The sequence below is a fragment of the Streptomyces lanatus genome (genome assembly GCF_014655715.1).
In the GTDB taxonomy this organism is placed as follows: Bacteria; Actinomycetota; Actinomycetes; order Streptomycetales; family Streptomycetaceae; genus Streptomyces; species Streptomyces lanatus.
The window spans coordinates 170,247-186,254 of sequence record NZ_BNBM01000013.1 but is presented as its reverse complement, the minus strand read 5'-3'; the positions used below and the strand labels follow the sequence as shown (position 1 = coordinate 186,254).

Sequence of the window (16,008 nt, the reverse complement as noted above, 5' to 3'; positions counted from 1 at the left end):
TCTCTCTTCCTACCGAGGAGTATGCGTGAGCGCTTCCGCTCTGAGCACTCTCACCGCCGCGCTGCTGATGGTCACGGGCGCCGCCGCCCCGCAGCCGGTCCCCGTCTCCGCGCGCGTGGAGACCCCCGCCGTGTACGACGACGAGGCGGGCGGCAACGCCGACGCCGACGACCCGGCTGTCTGGGTCGACCCCCGCCACTCGGGCCGCAGCCTGGTGATCGCCACCCTCAAGGAGGCCGGTCTCGACGTCTACGACCTCGACGGCAGGCGCCTGCAGCGCATCACCGCGCCCGCCGCACCCGGCGAGGACGCAGCGCCGGGTCGCTTCAACAACGTCGATGTCGTCTACGGCTTCGAACTCGGCGGCAAGAAGACCGACCTGGCGCTCGTCAGCGACCGCGGCCGGGACCGCGTGCGCGCCTACGCCATCGACCCGGCGGCCGTGGCCGCGGGCAGGCCCCCGCTGAGGGACGTGACGGCGGCCGACGTAGCGCCGGTGTTCTCCGCGAGCGAGACCGACGTCGACGAACAGCGCACCGCCTACGGCCTGGCCGCCTTCAGCGACGACGACAACGCGTACGTGGCGGTGTCGCGCCGCTCGGAGACCCGCGTACGGCTGCTGAAGCTGGAGGACCGCGACGGCCGCGTCGGCTACCGCACGCGGGACACCCTCGACCTCCCTGGCTCCTTCACCCTGCCGAACGGCAGGAGCTGGACGCCGTGCGCCGACCCCGGCGACCACGCGCAGGTCGAGGGCATGGTCGTCGACCAGGAGAAGCACGTCCTGTACGCCGCCCAGGAGGACGTCGGGCTGTGGCGGGTCGAGCTGGACGACGAGGAGTTCGAGCGGCCCGAGCTGATCGACCGGGTGCGGGAGTACGGCACGCCGTGGACGTATGACGCCGAGGAAGAGGAGTGCGTCATCGACACCGCGAACGACCCGGGCTACGGCGGCAAGCACCTCAGCGCGGACGCCGAGGGCACCACGATCTACCACGCCGCCGACGGCAAGGGCTACCTCCTCGCCTCCAGCCAGGGCGACAACACCTTCGCCGTCTACGAGCGCCAGGGCCGCAACGCCTACCTCGGCTCCTTCACGGTCACCGACAGCGCCGCCACCGACGGGGTGCAGCACTCCGACGGTGCCGCGGTGGTCAACGTCCCGCTCGGCCGGTCCTTCCCGAAGGGCCTGCTGGTCACCCATGACGGCGAGGCCATGCCCGCGGACGGGGACCGGGAGGGCACCAACTTCAAGTTCACGGGCTGGGAGTCGGTGGCCGGGGCGTTCCCGAAGCCGCTGAAGATCGACACCAATTCGTTCGACCCGCGCGACACTGACTGACCCCTCCGCTCGCCCGGATCACCCTTGCGCGATCCGGGCGAGCCCGCGGTACGACTCGAGCAGCGCCGCACGGTCGTACGTACTGGTCGTGACCAGCACCTCCTGCGCCCCCGTCTCCTTCAGCACCGTCTCCAGCTCGTGCGCGACCTGGTCCTCGGTGCCCGCGATGTGCCCGGTGAGGCCGCCCTCGTAGAAGCCACGCTCCTTGCCGGTCATCGGGAGCGCCTCGACGCGCTCGGCGGGCGGCAGCGGCGGGAAGGTGCCGTGCGTGCGCGAGTACGCCATCGACCAGGCCTCCGGCACGAGCAGCCGCCGGGCCTCCTCGGGCGTGGTGGCCACCGCGACGGAACCGGAGATCACGACGTACGGCTCGCTCGCCCACGGGGAGGGCCGGAAATGGGCGCGGTAGTGATCGATACCGCGCCGCATCTTCTCCCTGCTCCTGAGATCACCGATGACCATCGGCAGCCCGGCACGCGCCGCGATGTCCGCGCCCTCGCCCATGGCCAGCACGAACGGCGGCACGGTCAGGCCCTCGGCGGGCCGTGCGTGTACCCCGGTCGGCGAGGTCCCGGCGAACCAGCCGAGCAGCTCCTGGATCTGCGCCGCGAAGTCCTCGGCGTCCCCCTTGTCCCGGCCCAGCGCCCTGCGCACCCCGTCGGTGAAGCCGACGGACCGGCCGAGCCCCATGTCGATACGGCCCGGGAAGAGGGACTCCAGCACCCCGAACTGCTCGGCCACGACCAGCGGTTGATGGTTGGGCAGCATCACTCCGCCGGTGCCGACCCGGATCCGGCTCGTGGCCCCGGCCACGGCGGCGGCCAGCACGGTCGGCGCCGAGCCCGCGACGCCGGGTACGCCGTGGTGCTCCGACACCCAGACGCGGTGGTAGCCCAGGTCCTCCAGCTCCCGCGCCAGCGTCACGGTGTCGCGCAGCGCCTCGGCGTCGGTGTGGCCCTCCCGGGTGCGGGAGCGGTCGAGGACGGAGAATCGGGTCGCCGCGATCACGGAGCTCATATGGGGTTCAACAACGCCGCCGCCGCAGGATTCCTCAGGGCGCGATGTTGTGGTTCAGGCGGAACAGGTTGCCCGGGTCGTAGCGGCGTTTGAGGGCGCGGAGACGGTCGTAGTTCGTGCGGTAGTTGGCCCGTACGCGGTCCTGGTCGTCGGCGTCCATGAAGTTCACATAGCCCCCGCCCATGGAGTACGGCTCCAGCGCCCCGTGGAAGGCGCGCACCCAGTCCTTCTGGGCCTCGCAGTCCTCCCGGGTGGTGAGCGTCGGGCTGAGCGCGATCGCGTAGTCGGCGTCCCGGTAGGAGAAGGCGGTCTCCTCCGGGCCGACGCGGTGGCAGGCGCCGTCGACGGGGAAGACGACCGTCACGCTCTGGATCGAGGGCGTGCGGGCGCCGTACTCGACGAAGGCGTCGACGGCGCCGTTCGGCAGGTCCTGGGTGAAGGCGCCCTTCCAGTAGTGGTAGAGCCCGGCGGGCACCAGGTCGTCGAACAGGGTGTTGATCAACGGATAGGGCATGCGCTCCACATGCCGGCCCAGCACCGGCCCGAGTGCGGCGACCCGGTCCCGGATCCGGTCGTCCTCGTCCCGCGGCCCGGTCCAGCAGGTGACCATGCCGCACACCGGCCGCCCGTGCCAGCGCTCGGGCAGGAACGGCACCGGCGGTCCGAGCCCCACGAGGAACACGGCACCGAGCCGTTCGTCGGCCTCGGCGACCAGCTCCCGGTAGCGGTGGATCACCTCGGCGTCGAGCGGGAAGAAGGTCGGCCCGCCCAGGATGTCGGCGATGGGGTGCAGCCGGTACGCGAAGGACGTGACGACACCGAAGTTCCCGCTGCCCCCGCGCACCGCCCACATCAGGTCGCTGTGGTGGTCGTCGGTGCAGGTCAGGAAGGATCCGTCGGCCGTCACCAGGTCGACCGAGGCGAGGTTGTCGCAGGCCAGACCGCAGCGCCGGGCCAGATGGCCCATGCCGCCGCCGGTGGTGAGTCCGCCCACGCCGGTGGTGGAGACGATCCCGCCCGTGGTGGCCAGCCCGAACGCGTGCGCCGCGTGATTGACGTCGGCCCAGGTGCAGCCGCCCTCGACCCACGCCGTGCGGGTGTCGGGGTCGACGCGGATCCCGCGCATCCGGCCGAGGTCGAGCACGATACCGCCGTCGCAGGTCCCGTAGCCGGGGACGCTGTGGCTGCCGCCGCGCACGGCGAGCGGCAGGCCCTGTTCGCGGGCGAAGTCGACCGTGGCGATGACGTCGCCCGCGTCGACGGCCCGCACGACGATCGCGGGGCGCCGGTCGTGCATGGCGTTGTAGACCTTGCGGGCCTCGTCGTAGTCCGGGTCACCGGGCTCGACGATGTCCCCGCGCACGGCTCCGCGCAGCCGGTCCAGCAGTCCGGCGTCGAAGGTGGGTGTGTAGGTGGCCATGACCCCACCTGCTTTCCGATCCGGTGTCGGGAAGGGGTACCACTCCGGTCTACGCCGGGGCGGCGGCGGGCACATCGCCGAAATCGCCCATGCCCGGTGGCCCGGCATGGGCAGAACGGCCCACGGCCGGATTCAGGTGAGACCGTGCTCGTAGGCGTACGCCGTCGCCGCGGCCCGCGAGGACACGTCGAGCTTGGCGAAGATGTTGTTGAGGTGCCGGGCGACGGTGTGCTCGCTGATCACCAGCTCGGCGCCGACGGCCCGGTTCGTGCGGCCCGCCGCGACCAGCCGCAGCACCTCGATCTCGCGCTCGGTGAGCCCGCCGGGCTGCCGCCGGCGCACCTCGGCGAGCAGGGCCGCCGCCCGGCGCGCGTCGGGTACGGCACCGAGCTGCCGGAAGGTCTGCTCGGCGGCCCGCAGCTCCATCCGCGCACCCTCCTGGTCCCCGGCGGCCCGGTCGGCCGCGGCCAGGGTCATCCGCACCTGCGCCGCCTCGTACGGCACCCGCAGCTCCAGCCAGAGCGTCAGCGCCCGGCGCAGCAGCGGCAGTGCGCGGTCCGGGTCCTGGGCGGCGAAGGCCACCGCGCCGGACGCGGTCGCGGCGTCCGCGTGCAGCAAGGTCTCCTCCGAACCGCACTGCCGCTGCCAGTCGAGGGCCAGGGACCGAAGCTCCGCCGCGGCCGTGCCCGCCTCGGCCGTCCGGCCCAGCGCCAGGCAGATCTCCACCTGGGCCGCCAGCAGCCTGCACCGCTCAAGGCCGCCGGCCGCGGTCGCGAGGGCCGGCCGCAGGGCGGTGGCCGAGGCGTCGGCCTTCCCCTGGGCCAGCCGCAGCAGGGCGAGTCCGGGCTGCGGGTCACGCCCGAGTCCATGGGTGCGGTCGTACGACTCCTCGGCCGCGGCGAGCTCCCCGCGCCGCCGCCGGATCTGGCCGGTCAGATAGACCGCCTCGGCGGCCATCCGCCGCTCGTAGGGCAGCAGTTCCGCGCAGGTCCGCTCGGCCTCGGACAGCGCCTCGGCCCAGCTGCCGCGCAGCTCCAGCACCTCCACCTGGTGCACGCGGCACAGTCCCCGGAAGTTGTTCTCGGCGGGCATCGCCGCGCACCAGCTCATCGCCGCGTCGCTCCATTCGGCGGCGCGTTCCAGGTCGACGCAGGCCATGGACTGCTGGAGGCCCAGGCAGTAGACCCAGCCGGTGAAGAAGGAGCTGAGCTCACCGGCCATGGCCGAGCACATGGCGTCGTCCAGGAGGTCGAGTCCGTCACCGACCCTGCCCTGGGCCACCAGGACGCCCGACTGCGCCTGGACGCTCATCGCGAGCAGATCCGGGCTGTCGCAGCGCCGCGCGATCCCGGCCATGCGCCGGGCCGCCGCCATCGCCTCGTCGAACGCGCCCCGCCGCTGGGCGTCCTCCGTGTCCATCCAGGCGAGGTAGCACTGCTCGACACACTCCGGCTCACCGCGCAGATGCCGCCGTGCCCGGCGCAGCCAGCCGGCGGCCACGGCGGTGCGTCCCGCCAGCTGATGCTCGTAGAAGAGCATCCAGGCCATGTGCCCGGCCTCCCGGGCTGCGTCCCGTGCCACATACCCGGAGTAGGCCCGCATCCGCTGGACGACCGACTCCTCCACCCGGCTCGTCCACCACGCCGCGTCGGCGAAGGCGGCGCAGTCGTCGGGGGTGAGACAGGCGGGGTCCAGGGCGGCCAGCAGCCGGTACGCCTCGGCCCACGCCTCACGCGCGACGGCGTCCCTGGCCTGCCGCAAGGTGTCCGCGGCTGCCCTGTCGATCGTCCGCCCGGTCATCCGCGGCTCCCTTCTCGCGCTCCGCGAGCAGGACGGCCCCTCACCAGAATAGGCAGGCGGGGCGGCGCGGAGTCAGTGAACGGACGCCGGGAGCGGGGCCGGGTGCTCGTGGTCGCAGGTGTCGTCGATGCCGTAGGTGTCCCAGGCGGGGAACGGGCCGTCGGCCGGGACGTCCTCGCCCACGGCCATCAGACAGTCGGCCAGCGCCGCCCGCAGCGCGTCCGCGTCCAGCTCCGTGCCGATGAGGACCAGCTCCTGCGCGTACGGCGCGTCGGGGTCACGCGCCGCGCTGGGCTCGAAGCGGGCGACGGAACCGGCCTGCGACCACAGCCCCGTGACATGCGGCCGGTCGGCGAGGGTGAAGAACCCCTTGGAGCGCAGCACCTTCCCGTATCTGCCGCTGTCGAGGCCCTCCGTCACGAAGGTCCACAACCGGCCGGGGTGGAAAGGCAGTTCGGAGCGGAACACGGTGGACGAGATCCCGTACTCCTCCGTCTCCGGCACATGCTCGCCGTTGAGCTCCCGCACCCAGCCCGGCGCCTGCTGGGCGCGCTCCAGGTCGAACAGCTCGGTGCCGAGCACCGAGCGGAGCGCCACGCGTCCCTGTTCGGCGTCGATGATCCGCGCGGTGGGGTTGAGCCGGCGCAGTGCCGCGCGCAGCCGGTCCGCCGTCGCCCCGTCCACCAGGTCCAGTTTGTTGAGCACGAGGACGTCCGCGAACTCGACCTGGTCGATGAGGAGATCGCTGACGGTGCGCTCGTCGTCCTCGTACTGGTCGAGGCCGCGCTCGGCGAGTTCGTCGCCGCTGTCCAGCTCCGGCAGGAAGTTCGCCGCGTCGACCACCGTGACCATGGTGTCCAGCAGGGCGAGGTCGCCGAGGGTGGCTCCGTCGTCGCGGGCGAAGGCGAAGGTGGCCGCCACCGGCATGGGCTCGGAGATGCCGGACGACTCGATGAGGAGATGGTCGAAGCGGCCCTCGCGGGCCAGCCGGTCGACCTCGACGAGCAGGTCGTCGCGCAGGGTGCAGCAGATGCAGCCGTTGGTCATCTCGACCAGGCGTTCCTCGGTCCGCGACAGCGCGGCCTCGCCGCCCCGCACCAGCGCGGCGTCGATGTTGACCTCGCTCATGTCATTGACGATCACCGCCACCCGCAGTCCTTCGCGGTTCGCCAGGACATGGTTGAGCAGGGTCGTCTTGCCCGCCCCGAGGAAGCCGGACAGGACGGTGACGGGCAGTCGGTGGTCGTACGGCATCCGCGGTCAGCCCTCCGGGCGCAGCAGCCCGCGCTCGTAGGCCCTGACCAGGTGCTGCGGTACGAGATGGCGTACGCCGTCGATCGTCACGGGGACGAGCGACGGCGTGGCGGCCTTCCACTGGGCGCGGCGGTGGCGGGTGTTGCTGCGGGACATCTTCCGCTTGGGGACAGCCATGGGGACCTCCTCGGTGAATGAACACCGAGGACGCTACATGAAAATGGATCCCATTAACAATTGCCCGCCGGGTCCCTCGGAGGGCTCACTCCTTGGCGCCCACCAGCATCCGCACTTCGAAGTCGGCATAGGCGGCGTCCTCCTGGGGGTGCCGCCGTTCGCTCAGCACCGTGCCGAGCCAGCCGAGGAGGAAGCCCGCCGGGATCGAGACGATGCCCGGGTTCTGCAGCGGGAACCAGGCGAAGTCGGACTCCGGGTAGAAGGAGCCCGGCGTCGAGGAGACCACCGGGGAGAACAGCACCAGCAGCACCGAGCAGGCCAGTCCGCCCCAGAGGCTGAGCAGCGCGCCCTGGCCGGTGAAGCGGCGCCAGAAGAGGGTGTACACGATCGTCGGCAGGATCGCGGACGCCGCGATGGCGAAGGCGAGGAAGGCGAGCGTGGCGGTGTTGGCGCCCCAGGAGACCAGGGCGAGCATCATCGCGAGGACGCCGATCACGACCGCGGACAGCCGGGCGACCATCAGCTCCTCGGTCTCGCTCGCGCGTCCCTTGCGGATCACCTCGCCGTACAGGTCGTGGGCGAGGGACGTGGCGGCGGCGAGGGTGAGGCCGGCCGCCACCGCGAGCAGGGTGACGAAGGCGAGGCAGGACAGCAGGGCGGTGAGGATGCCGCCGCCGAGGGCGTTGGCCAGCAGCAGGACGGCGGAGTCGCCCTTGTGGTCCGTGTTCGCGATGGTGTCCCGGCCGACGACGGCGGTGGCGCCGAGGCCGAGGACCCCGGCCGCCAGGCACACCAGGCCGACCAGTCCCACCGCCCAGACGACGGAGGAGCGCAGCACGTCGACCTTGCGCGGGGCGAGCAGGCGCATCAGTACGTGGGGGAGGGCGGCGAGGCCGAGGACGATCGCCAGTTCCAGGCTGAAGAAGTCGATCTTGCTGGTGGTGCTGACGCCGTACCGCAGTCCTGGTTCGAGGAACTGTGTGCCGGTGCCGCTGTGGTTCGCGGCGGCGGACAGCAGGGCGTTCGGGTTCCAGTCGTAGTGGTTGAGCACCATGACCGCGGTGACCGTCACGCCCGCGATCAGCATCACGGCCTTGATGATCTGGATGACCGTGGCGCCGGGCGCGCCGCCGATGGCCGCGTACACGATGACGACGGTGCCGATCACGATCACGCACAGAGTGCGGGTGGCGGCGCCGGGCTCGCCGGTGAACTGGGTCAACAGGGCGATGCTGCCGACCAGTTGGGCGACCAGATAGAGGGTCGTGATGACCAGGGTGCACACGGCGAGGGCGAGCCGGGCCGGTCGTTGCAGCCGGGTCAGGCGCAGGGCGAGGGTGTCGCCGAGGGTGAACCTGCCCGCGCGGCGCAGGGGTTCGGCGATCAGCAGCAGCACCATCATCCAGGCGACCACGGTGCCGCCGAGGTACAGCAGTCCGTCGTACCCGTTGAGCGCCACCAGGCCGGTGCTGCCCAGCAGGGTCGCGGCCGACAGATAGTCCCCGCACATCGCGAGGCCGTTGCGCAGCGGCGACATGGTGCGGTTGCCGAGGTAGAACTCGCTGATCTCGTCGCGCTGAGGGGCCGTCAGCAGCGCCATGAACAGCGTGACCACGACCACCGACAGGAACAGCACGAACGTCAGTTGCAGGCTGAACCTGTCGACGATGCCTGCGGACATGGTCACCACGTGGGGTACCCCCTGGAGCCGTCGTGCGGTGCGGCGGCGCGGGAGCCCGCCTCCTGCTGGTGCATCCGTGAGCCGAGGCCGCGGGCGAGCGGGTCGACCCGGGTGCGCATGTGCCGTACGTAGCACCAGGCGGTCACGCCCATCACGACGAACTGCCCGAGGCCCAGGGCCAGGCCCAGCGTGAACTCGCCGGCCAGGCGCTGGTTCATCAGGCCGGGCACGGAGTGCGAGAGCAGTACGTACAGCAGGAATCCGCCGACCGACAGAAGCGTCGCACGGACACCGAACCTGCGCTGAGCGCGGCGCAGTGAGTGAAATTCCGGGTCTTCAGATATGCGTTTGGGCGGGGCAGGCGCGTTATTCTGCGACCCGTATGTGAGGGAATTGTCGTGCCAAGGTGAAAACTCGGGCACAGGCGCACCTTCTTCGCTGCGTCATGCCGAACACACTGGTGGGTGCGGGCTGGAGGGGACGGGGGGAGGGCGGCGAAAGCCGGAAGCCGGAGTATGTCAGCGCCGTCATTGAACAATCAACCGGCGCAGTGAATTGCGCACCACTGGTGGCGCGTTCATGCCCCTCATGATATATCTACGATCTTCTTTGGCCTGCAGAAATGGGCCCTCCCGGAATTAGTCCGGACCACGGCTTTCGGTTGGTCTGTCTCAAAACCGGGCGCCGATGTCCGCGCCGCCCCGCGGCACCAGGAAGCTCCTCGCCGACGGCAGGGAACCGTCGGCTGTGCGCGGCCCGGTGAGAGGCTCGGGATCGGTGCTCAGCACCGACGACGCGTCCCATGTACCGCCCAGATCCCAGGAGTTGCCGCTGGAGACCGTACCCGCGCCCACGGCCGCCGCGCGTGCGTCGGCGACGGACAGATTGACGGTCAGGCTGGCCGCGCCGCCCGCCGTGTCGGCGTCGAAGCCGGTGCGGGCGTTGGCCCAGGTCGTGTTGCGGGTCAGCTTCAGCGGGCCGGGATTGCCGTTGTCCGTGACGCCGTGCGCCGCGTTCCGGAACGCGATCGTGTTGCGCAGCATGTGCCCCACCGCCGGGGCCGGACTGCCGCCGCCCATCTTGAAGCCATTGCCATCCCCCGCGAAGTCCGGGAAGTTCCAGCGGTTGAAGCCGTTGCCGTACGAGATCGTGTTCTCGATGAGAATCGGCGAGGTGAACTTCCAGGCGTCGAAACCGTCGTCGACGTTGTTCCACAACCGGGCACCGCGCACCACGTTGCCCGTTCCACTGCCCTCCTTGACGGCCAGGCCGTCGGCGCTCTCGCCGTTCTTGCGGGGGTCGCGATTGCCGTAACTGTCCAGATTCAGGATCTGGTTGTCGCTGGATGATCCCTGGAGCTGGAAGCCCGATTCGTAATTGTCGTGTGTGGAAAGCCGGGAGAAGACGTTGCCGTCGCAGCCGTCGCAGTAGATCCCATACGGGCCGCGCACGATCTCCAGCCCGGAGATCCGCCAGTGCGACGCCTCCATGTGGACCGCCCCGCGCTCGGCCCGCGGAATGCTGCCGCCGACCGGCGTATGACTGGCGGGCAGCCCCTCGCCGTCCACCACCACGCGCTCACCCTGATAGGCGCCGAGCGTGATCGGCTGCGCGGCCGTGCCCGAGGTGCTGATGGTGATGTTGTCGGTGAGCGCGTAGGTGCCGCCGCGGACGGCGATCGTGTCGCCGGGCCCCGCCAGGTCCACGGCCCGCTGGATGGTCCGCAGCGGCCGGTCCACGGTCCCCGGCGCCGAGTCGTTCCCGTCCGCCGCCACGACCAGGGTCGTCGCCGCGGACGCCTCACCCGCCGTCCCCAGCACCGCCACCAGCGCCGCGCCCACCGCCACCGCCGTCCATTTCGCCGTACGGCGCACACCGCTCACCGAGTCGTACATCGGGGCCTCCCGCCTCCGCCTGCCTGCCGTGTCGCACAGCAGTGGCCGCCCGACGCGCGGAGGTTGCCGGGTGCGCGGGCCCTTCAGGGCGCCCTTAGGGTGAGAGATGTGACTGACAGCGACAAGCGCCCCGTCGCCGTGTTCGACCTGGACAACACCCTGGCCGACACGGCGCACCGCCAGCGCTTCCTGGAGCGCAAGCCGCGGGACTGGGACGGCTTCTTCGCGGCCGCCCCGCAGGATCCGCCGATCGAGGAGGGGGTCGCGCTGGCGCGGCAGAGCGCCGAGGAGTGCGAGGTCGTCTATCTCACCGGGCGGCCCGAGCGCTGCCGGCGCGACACCCTCGCCTGGCTCTCGACGCACGGCCTGCCCGAAGGGCGGGTGCACATGCGGCGCAACGACGACCGCAGGCCCGCCCGGCGCACCAAGCTGGAGATCCTGCGCCGCCTCGCCCGCACCCGCGAGATCCGGGTCCTGGTGGACGATGACGAACTGGTCTGCGAGGACGCCGAACGGGCCGGCTTCAAAGTCGTACGGGCACGCTGGACCACACCCTCCGCCGCGCTCAAGTCGGCGCAGGAGAGTGAGGGACGGACCTGACCGGCCGGCCCGGCTACTCGGACTCGTCCAGGCGGAAGCCGACCTTCATGGTCACCTGCCAGTGCGCGATGTCACCGTCGTCGAGCTGGCCACGCACCTCGACCACCTCGAACCAGTCCAGGTTCCGCAGGGTCTGCGAGGCTCGCGCGATGCCGTTGCGGATCGCCTGGTCCACGCCCTCGGGCGAGGTGCCGACGATGTCCGTCACACGGTAGGTGTGGTTCGACATGTGGGTGCTCCTCTCACACGCGTCACTCCACCGTGCCCCAAGGCGGGGCATCGCGCGAGCCGTCGGTCAGCGTGCGACGCTCAGTGACAGCGCGAAGCGGCCCTCACCGTCCGTCCACCAGTGCGCCAGGTCGAGCCCGGCCGCCGACAGTTCCGCGCGCACTCCCTCCTCGCGGAACTTCGCCGACACCTCGGTGCGCATCTCCTCGCCCGCCGCGAAGTCCACGGCCAGATCGAGCGCGGGCACCTTCACCGTGTGCGCCGTACGGGAACGCAGCCGCATCTCGATCCACTCGTGGTCCGCGTCCCAGCGGGCAACATGCTCGAAGACGTCCGGATCGAAGTCGGCGCCCAGCTCCCGGTCGATCACGGTCAGCACGTTCTTGTTGAACGCGGCGGTCACCCCGGCCGCGTCGTCGTATGCCTCTACCAGGACCCGCTCGTCCTTCACCAGGTCGGTGCCGAGCAGCAGCGCGTCCCCGGGGGACAGCAGCGCCCGCACCGAGGCGAGGAACGCGGCCCGCTCGACGGGCAGCAGATTGCCGATGGTGCCGCCGAGGAACGCCACCAGCCGCGGACCCGGCGTGTCCGGCAGTTCCATCCCGGCGGTGAAGTCGGCGATCAGCGCGTGCACGTCCAGCCCCGGCCGCTCCTGGACGAGCGCCTCCCCAGCCTGTGTGAGCGCGCTCTCGCTGACGTCGACCGGCACATACGTGTGCAGCCCGGTCAGCGCGTCGATCAGGTGCCGTGTCTTCTCCGAGGACCCGGAGCCCAGTTCGACCAGGGTACGGGCGCCGGTGGCGGCGGCGATGTCGCCGGCCCGGTCGATGAGGATCTCGCGCTCGGCGCGCGTGGGGTAGTACTCCGGCAACTCGGTGATCTTCTCGAAGAGTTCGCTGCCATGGGCGTCGTAGAACCACTTCGGCGGCAGCGTCTTGGGGGTGCTCGTCAGGCCCTTCAGGACGTCGGTGCGCAGGGCCGCGTCGGTGGCGTCCTCGGGCAGGGTGCGGGTGATCAGGAACGGACTCACGTGCTGGGCTCCTTGGATGGTGCGGGGGCCAGGGGGTCGCAGGGTTCCTTGAGCGGCGTGAGCAGTACGTCGGTGCGGCTCGCCGCGAGGAGGGTGCGGTCGGGGACCTGAAGCCAGTGCGGATCGTCGTCGTAGGGCTCGGACGCGACGACGGTGCCGCCGCCGGGCCTGGTGAGATACCAGAGGGTGTCGCCCCAGGCCGTCGCGGCGATCGTCTCGCCGTTGGTGAGCAGGAGGTTGAGCCGCGAGTCGGGGGCCGCCTCGGCGACCTCCAGGACGGTGTCGGCCAGCGCCTGCCCCGCCTCGTCGCCGCCGCGCAGCCGCGCCAGGACCAGGGCCCACACGAACGCCGAGTCGTTGCGGGCCTCAAGGGACAGCACATCCACCGTGGGCGCGAGAGAGGCCATCGAGCCCGGCCAGCCCTTCACCGCGCCGTTGTGGCTGAACAGCCAGGGTCCCGCGGCGAACGGCGCCGCCGCGGCCTCCCCGTCGGCGCCCGCCACCGTCGCGTCCCGTACGGCGGCGAGCAGCGCGGTGCTGCGGACGACCCGGGCGAGATCGGCGAAGGACAGATCCGCCCAGATGGGCCCGGCCCGCCGGTAGCGGGCCGGAACCGGATCGCCCTCGGCGTACCAACCGACCCCGAAACCATCGGCGTTGACCGTCCCGTACCGCTGCTGCCGTGGCGCCCACGACTGGCGGTACAGGCCGTGCGGGGGCTCAACCAGGAGCCCGCCGAGGGGCTCCTCGGGGCCCACGTACGCGAGGTGACGGCACATCAGACGTCCCCCGCGGAGCGGGCCGTGCGGAACCCGGAGAAGATCTGCCGCCGGATCGGATAGTCCCAGTTGCGGAACGTGCCCCGGCAGGCCACCGCGTCCACGGCGAACGAACCGCCGCGCAGCACCTTGTACTCGGGCCCGAAGAACACCTCCGAGTACTCCTTGTACGGGAACGCCTGGAACCCCGGGTACGGTTCGAGGTCGCTCGACGTCCACTCCCAGACGTCACCGATCAACTGTCGTATGCCGAGCGGTGATTCGCCCGCCGGGTAGCTTCCGGCCGGTGCCGGCCGCAGATGGCGCTGGCCCAGGTTCGCGTGCTCCGGCGCGGGATCGGCGTCGCCCCACGGGTAGCGTGTCGAGCGGCCGGTCGCCGGGTCGTGTCGGGCCGCCTTCTCCCACTCGGCCTCGGTGGGCAGCCGTCGGCCGGCCCAGCGGGCGTAGGCGTCGGCCTCGTACCAGCACACATGCAGCACCGGCTCGTCGGGCGGCACGACCTCGGTGACGCCGAAGCGGCGCCGCAGCCACTGTCCGCCGTCCCGGCTCCAGAACAGCGGCGCGTGGATGGAGTGCTGCCGGATGTGCGCCCAGCCCTCCGGCGTCCACCAGCGCTCGGTGTCATAGCCGCCGTCCTCGATGAACGCCTGGTACGCGGCGTTCGTGACCGGCGTGGTGTCCAGGTAGAACGCCGGCAATGAACGCCCGTGCGCCGGGCGTTCATTGTCCAGCGCCCAGGGTTCGGTGGACGTGCCCATCGTGAACGGGCCGCCGGGGACCAGGACTTCGGATGGTCCCGTGAACAGGGGCACCGGGTCCGGGTCCGGGGCGGTCAGGGCCTGCGGGCCCTTGCGGAGCTGATGCGTGATCAGCATCGTCTCGTCGTGCTGCTGCTCATGCTGGGCGATCATCCCGAAGGCGAAGCCCGCCTCGGTCAGCCGCGTCCCGTGGAACGCGGTGCTCTCCAGGATGTCCAGGACCCGGCCGCGCACCTCGGAGGCGTAGTGCCGGGCCTCGGCGGGCGGCAGCAGCGGCAGCGAGGGGCGCGCGGCCCGCGGGTGCTCGAAGGCGTCGTACAGGCCGTCGATCTCGGGCCGCATCGCCTCCCGTCCGGCGACCGCCCGCAGGAGCCACATCTCCTCCTGGTTGCCGATGTGCGCCAGGTCCCACACCAGCGGCGACATCAGCGGCGAGTGCTGGGCGGTGAGGTCCGGGTCCTCGACGCAGGAGGTGAGCAGGGTCGTGCGGGCACGGGCGGTGGTGAGGGTGGTCAGCGCCCGCTCGCGGAGCGATTCGGCGTCGATGTGGAGCGCGTCGGCGTCGATGGCGGGGTCGGTCATGTGCGGATGTCCTTCCCGTGCAGGGTGCGGTCCGTGCCGTACAGCTCGTCCAGCAGATCGTCGGCGGGGCAGCGGCCCCGGGCGACATAGCGGTCCCGGTACGCCGCCACGGCGTCCATGACCCCGGTGGTGGCCCCCAGCCGGGGCAGCGCCTCCAGGGCCGCCGCGAAACAGGTGACCGCCACCTCCCGCAGCTCGGGATCGGCGAGGCCCGAGCGGGCCGCGTCGATCCACAGCGGATTGTGCGGCGCGGGCCGCGACGACGCGCGCTCGGCCAGCGGCTTCACGGCGCGATAGGCGGTCTCGGCGGCCTCCGGGTCGTCGAAGAGCGCGGTCGTCACGGCCAGCGGCACGATCCAGCCGTCCTCGCCGGGCTGTGCGTCGATCATGCGCAGTTCCAGATGGCCACGCGGTCTGACCGGCGGGAACAGGGTGGTGAGGTGGTAGTCGAGATCCTCCTGCGTCGGCGGCCTGGGCGCCCCCGATCTGGTCCACTCCCGGAACGACAGGCCGTCCGGCACGTCCCACGCGCCGCCGTCCTGCCGTACGCACATCACCGGCGCGTCCACGACGTGTCGGGCCCAGGCGGCCCGCGGATCGCCGTCCAGCGGGGGAGCGCCCGCGCGGTCCGCGCCTATCTCCATCCACAGCAGCTGCCGGGTGGAGAGCCAGCCGGTGGGCTCGCGCCCGGCCAGCGGGGAGTTGGCGAACGCGGCGACCAGGACCGCGCCCAGCTGATGCGCCAGCCACCAGCGCCGCCCGTGCCCGAGCGGTCCGGGCTCCTCGTAACCGGCGTCCAGGCACACCTGTACCGAGGCCGAGGTGCACATCATGGCGCGACCGGCGGGGCCCGCCCGGTCCAGATACGCCTCCATCGCGTCGTAACGCGGCTGGCGCAGGAACCGGCGGGGCGAGTGCCAAGGGTCATTGCCGAGGCCGACGAGGCCGAGACCGTGCTCGCGCAGCACCGCGCGGGCGGCGTCGAGGTCGGCGGAGACGGTACCGATGCACTCCATCAGCGAGGTGGCGGGCGGCGAGCTCAGCTCCAGCTGGCCGCCGGGCTCGACGGTGAGCGCCGACCTCAGGGGCACGGTCCGCAGTGCGGCGTAGGCCGCTTCGAGTCGTTCGGGTGAGACGGGGAGCTGCGGGCTGCGCAGCTCGTGGACGAGCCATTCCACTTCGACCCCGAGGGTGCGGGGCGGGCCGGTCTTGAAGCAGATGCCCCGGACCAGGGCCTCCACCTCGGCTTCGGCGACTGCGGTGCGGGGTCGCTCCGTACAGTCACTGACCGAATCGGACATGTCGGGATCCTCCTGAGAGTCCAGGGTGCCACCAGGCCCGGATCTTGTGGGCCGGGTCGGCACACTCGACCCACCCAAGACCTTCGCGTCGCTTCGCACAAGGGTGCGTACCGGCACGTTCCGGGTCGGTAATCTTCGCTCTCC

15 protein-coding genes are annotated in these 16,008 nt (G+C 71.6%); 2 read left to right on the top strand and 13 right to left on the bottom strand.

What is annotated here, in order from left to right; translation table 11 throughout:
• Positions 1–25: 25 nt before the first annotated feature.
• The gene (locus IE325_RS30145) at positions 26–1,342 is read left to right on the top strand and encodes a phytase (protein WP_190073251.1); all 1,317 of its coding nucleotides are present in this window, start codon (positions 26–28) and stop codon (positions 1,340–1,342) included.
• An 18-nt stretch (positions 1,343–1,360) separates the two neighbouring features.
• On the opposite strand, the gene IE325_RS30140 is transcribed toward IE325_RS30145, so the two are convergent.
• From IE325_RS30140 to IE325_RS30105, 8 genes are all read right to left on the bottom strand, one after another.
• Entirely contained in the window at positions 1,361–2,359 is a 999-nt protein-coding gene (locus IE325_RS30140; protein WP_190073250.1) for an LLM class flavin-dependent oxidoreductase, read from the bottom strand.
• Positions 2,360–2,393: 34 nt separating this feature from the next.
• The gene (locus IE325_RS30135) at positions 2,394–3,779 is read right to left on the bottom strand and encodes an FAD-binding oxidoreductase (protein WP_190073249.1); all 1,386 of its coding nucleotides are present in this window, start codon (positions 3,777–3,779) and stop codon (positions 2,394–2,396) included.
• 132 nt (positions 3,780–3,911) lie between these two features.
• Positions 3,912–5,579 carry a LuxR family transcriptional regulator gene (locus tag IE325_RS30130; protein ID WP_190073248.1) on the bottom strand — a complete coding sequence of 556 codons (1,668 nt, stop codon included), beginning with the start codon at positions 5,577–5,579 and terminating at the stop codon, positions 3,912–3,914.
• 72 nt (positions 5,580–5,651) lie between these two features.
• Entirely contained in the window at positions 5,652–6,833 is a 1,182-nt protein-coding gene (locus IE325_RS30125) for a GTP-binding protein (RefSeq protein WP_190073247.1), read from the bottom strand.
• A gap of 6 nt (positions 6,834–6,839) precedes the next feature.
• Complete coding sequence (gene rpmF / locus IE325_RS30120) at positions 6,840–7,010, bottom strand: 50S ribosomal protein L32 (RefSeq protein ID WP_190073246.1); 171 nt, start codon at positions 7,008–7,010, stop codon at positions 6,840–6,842.
• 85 nt (positions 7,011–7,095) lie between these two features.
• A complete protein-coding gene (locus tag IE325_RS30115) occupies positions 7,096–8,691 on the bottom strand; it encodes a solute symporter family protein (RefSeq protein ID WP_373315245.1) in 1,596 nt (531 codons plus the stop codon).
• Between the two features lie 2 nt (positions 8,692–8,693).
• A complete protein-coding gene (locus tag IE325_RS30110; RefSeq protein ID WP_190073244.1) occupies positions 8,694–9,113 on the bottom strand; it encodes a DUF485 domain-containing protein in 420 nt (139 codons plus the stop codon).
• 249 nt (positions 9,114–9,362) lie between these two features.
• The gene (locus IE325_RS30105; RefSeq protein ID WP_190073243.1) at positions 9,363–10,586 is read right to left on the bottom strand and encodes a right-handed parallel beta-helix repeat-containing protein; all 1,224 of its coding nucleotides are present in this window, start codon (positions 10,584–10,586) and stop codon (positions 9,363–9,365) included.
• Between the two features lie 108 nt (positions 10,587–10,694).
• On the opposite strand from IE325_RS30105, the gene IE325_RS30100 reads away from it, so the two are divergent.
• Positions 10,695–11,186 (top strand): phosphatase domain-containing protein, encoded by a 492-nt coding sequence (locus IE325_RS30100; protein WP_190073242.1) that lies wholly within the window; start codon positions 10,695–10,697, stop codon positions 11,184–11,186.
• A 13-nt stretch (positions 11,187–11,199) separates the two neighbouring features.
• On the opposite strand, the gene IE325_RS30095 is transcribed toward IE325_RS30100, so the two are convergent.
• The 5 genes from IE325_RS30095 to egtA all read right to left on the bottom strand — a co-directional run bounded on the left by IE325_RS30095 (position 11,200) and on the right by egtA (position 15,864).
• Positions 11,200–11,415, bottom strand: a complete 216-nt coding sequence (locus tag IE325_RS30095) for a dodecin (protein WP_190073241.1) — start codon at positions 11,413–11,415, stop codon at positions 11,200–11,202.
• A gap of 66 nt (positions 11,416–11,481) precedes the next feature.
• The gene (gene egtD / locus IE325_RS30090) at positions 11,482–12,444 is read right to left on the bottom strand and encodes an L-histidine N(alpha)-methyltransferase (protein WP_190073240.1); all 963 of its coding nucleotides are present in this window, start codon (positions 12,442–12,444) and stop codon (positions 11,482–11,484) included.
• Positions 12,441–13,223: an ergothioneine biosynthesis protein EgtC gene (egtC, locus tag IE325_RS30085; protein ID WP_190073239.1), complete on the bottom strand. Its 783-nt coding sequence runs from the start codon at positions 13,221–13,223 to the stop codon at positions 12,441–12,443. Before egtC ends, egtD begins: the two co-directional genes overlap by 4 nt.
• Entirely contained in the window at positions 13,223–14,563 is a 1,341-nt protein-coding gene (gene egtB, locus IE325_RS30080; RefSeq protein WP_190073238.1) for an ergothioneine biosynthesis protein EgtB, read from the bottom strand. The genes egtC and egtB overlap by 1 nt, the downstream gene beginning before the upstream one ends.
• On the bottom strand, positions 14,560–15,864 hold the full coding sequence (gene egtA, locus IE325_RS30075) for an ergothioneine biosynthesis glutamate--cysteine ligase EgtA (RefSeq protein ID WP_190073237.1): 1,305 nt from the start codon (positions 15,862–15,864) through the stop codon (positions 14,560–14,562). Before egtA ends, egtB begins: the two co-directional genes overlap by 4 nt.
• Positions 15,865–16,008 lie beyond the last annotated feature (144 nt).

What these genes read in the sequence shown, in the direction of transcription:
- IE325_RS30115 (WP_373315245.1), bottom strand. Translation starts at nt 8,691, where the DNA reads ATGTCCGCAGGCATCGTCGACAGGTTCAGCCTGCAACTGACGTTCGTG.
- rpmF (WP_190073246.1), bottom strand. Translation starts at nt 7,010, where the DNA reads ATGGCTGTCCCCAAGCGGAAGATGTCCCGCAGCAACACCCGCCACCGC.
- IE325_RS30095 (WP_190073241.1), bottom strand. Translation starts at nt 11,415, where the DNA reads ATGTCGAACCACACCTACCGTGTGACGGACATCGTCGGCACCTCGCCC.
- IE325_RS30130 (WP_190073248.1), bottom strand. Translation starts at nt 5,579, where the DNA reads ATGACCGGGCGGACGATCGACAGGGCAGCCGCGGACACCTTGCGGCAG.
- IE325_RS30135 (WP_190073249.1), bottom strand. Translation starts at nt 3,779, where the DNA reads ATGGCCACCTACACACCCACCTTCGACGCCGGACTGCTGGACCGGCTG.
- IE325_RS30105 (WP_190073243.1), bottom strand. Translation starts at nt 10,586, where the DNA reads ATGTACGACTCGGTGAGCGGTGTGCGCCGTACGGCGAAATGGACGGCG.
- egtB (WP_190073238.1), bottom strand. Translation starts at nt 14,563, where the DNA reads ATGACCGACCCCGCCATCGACGCCGACGCGCTCCACATCGACGCCGAA.
- egtA (WP_190073237.1), bottom strand. Translation starts at nt 15,864, where the DNA reads ATGTCCGATTCGGTCAGTGACTGTACGGAGCGACCCCGCACCGCAGTC.
- IE325_RS30125 (WP_190073247.1), bottom strand. Translation starts at nt 6,833, where the DNA reads ATGCCGTACGACCACCGACTGCCCGTCACCGTCCTGTCCGGCTTCCTC.
- egtC (WP_190073239.1), bottom strand. Translation starts at nt 13,223, where the DNA reads ATGTGCCGTCACCTCGCGTACGTGGGCCCCGAGGAGCCCCTCGGCGGG.
- IE325_RS30140 (WP_190073250.1), bottom strand. Translation starts at nt 2,359, where the DNA reads ATGAGCTCCGTGATCGCGGCGACCCGATTCTCCGTCCTCGACCGCTCC.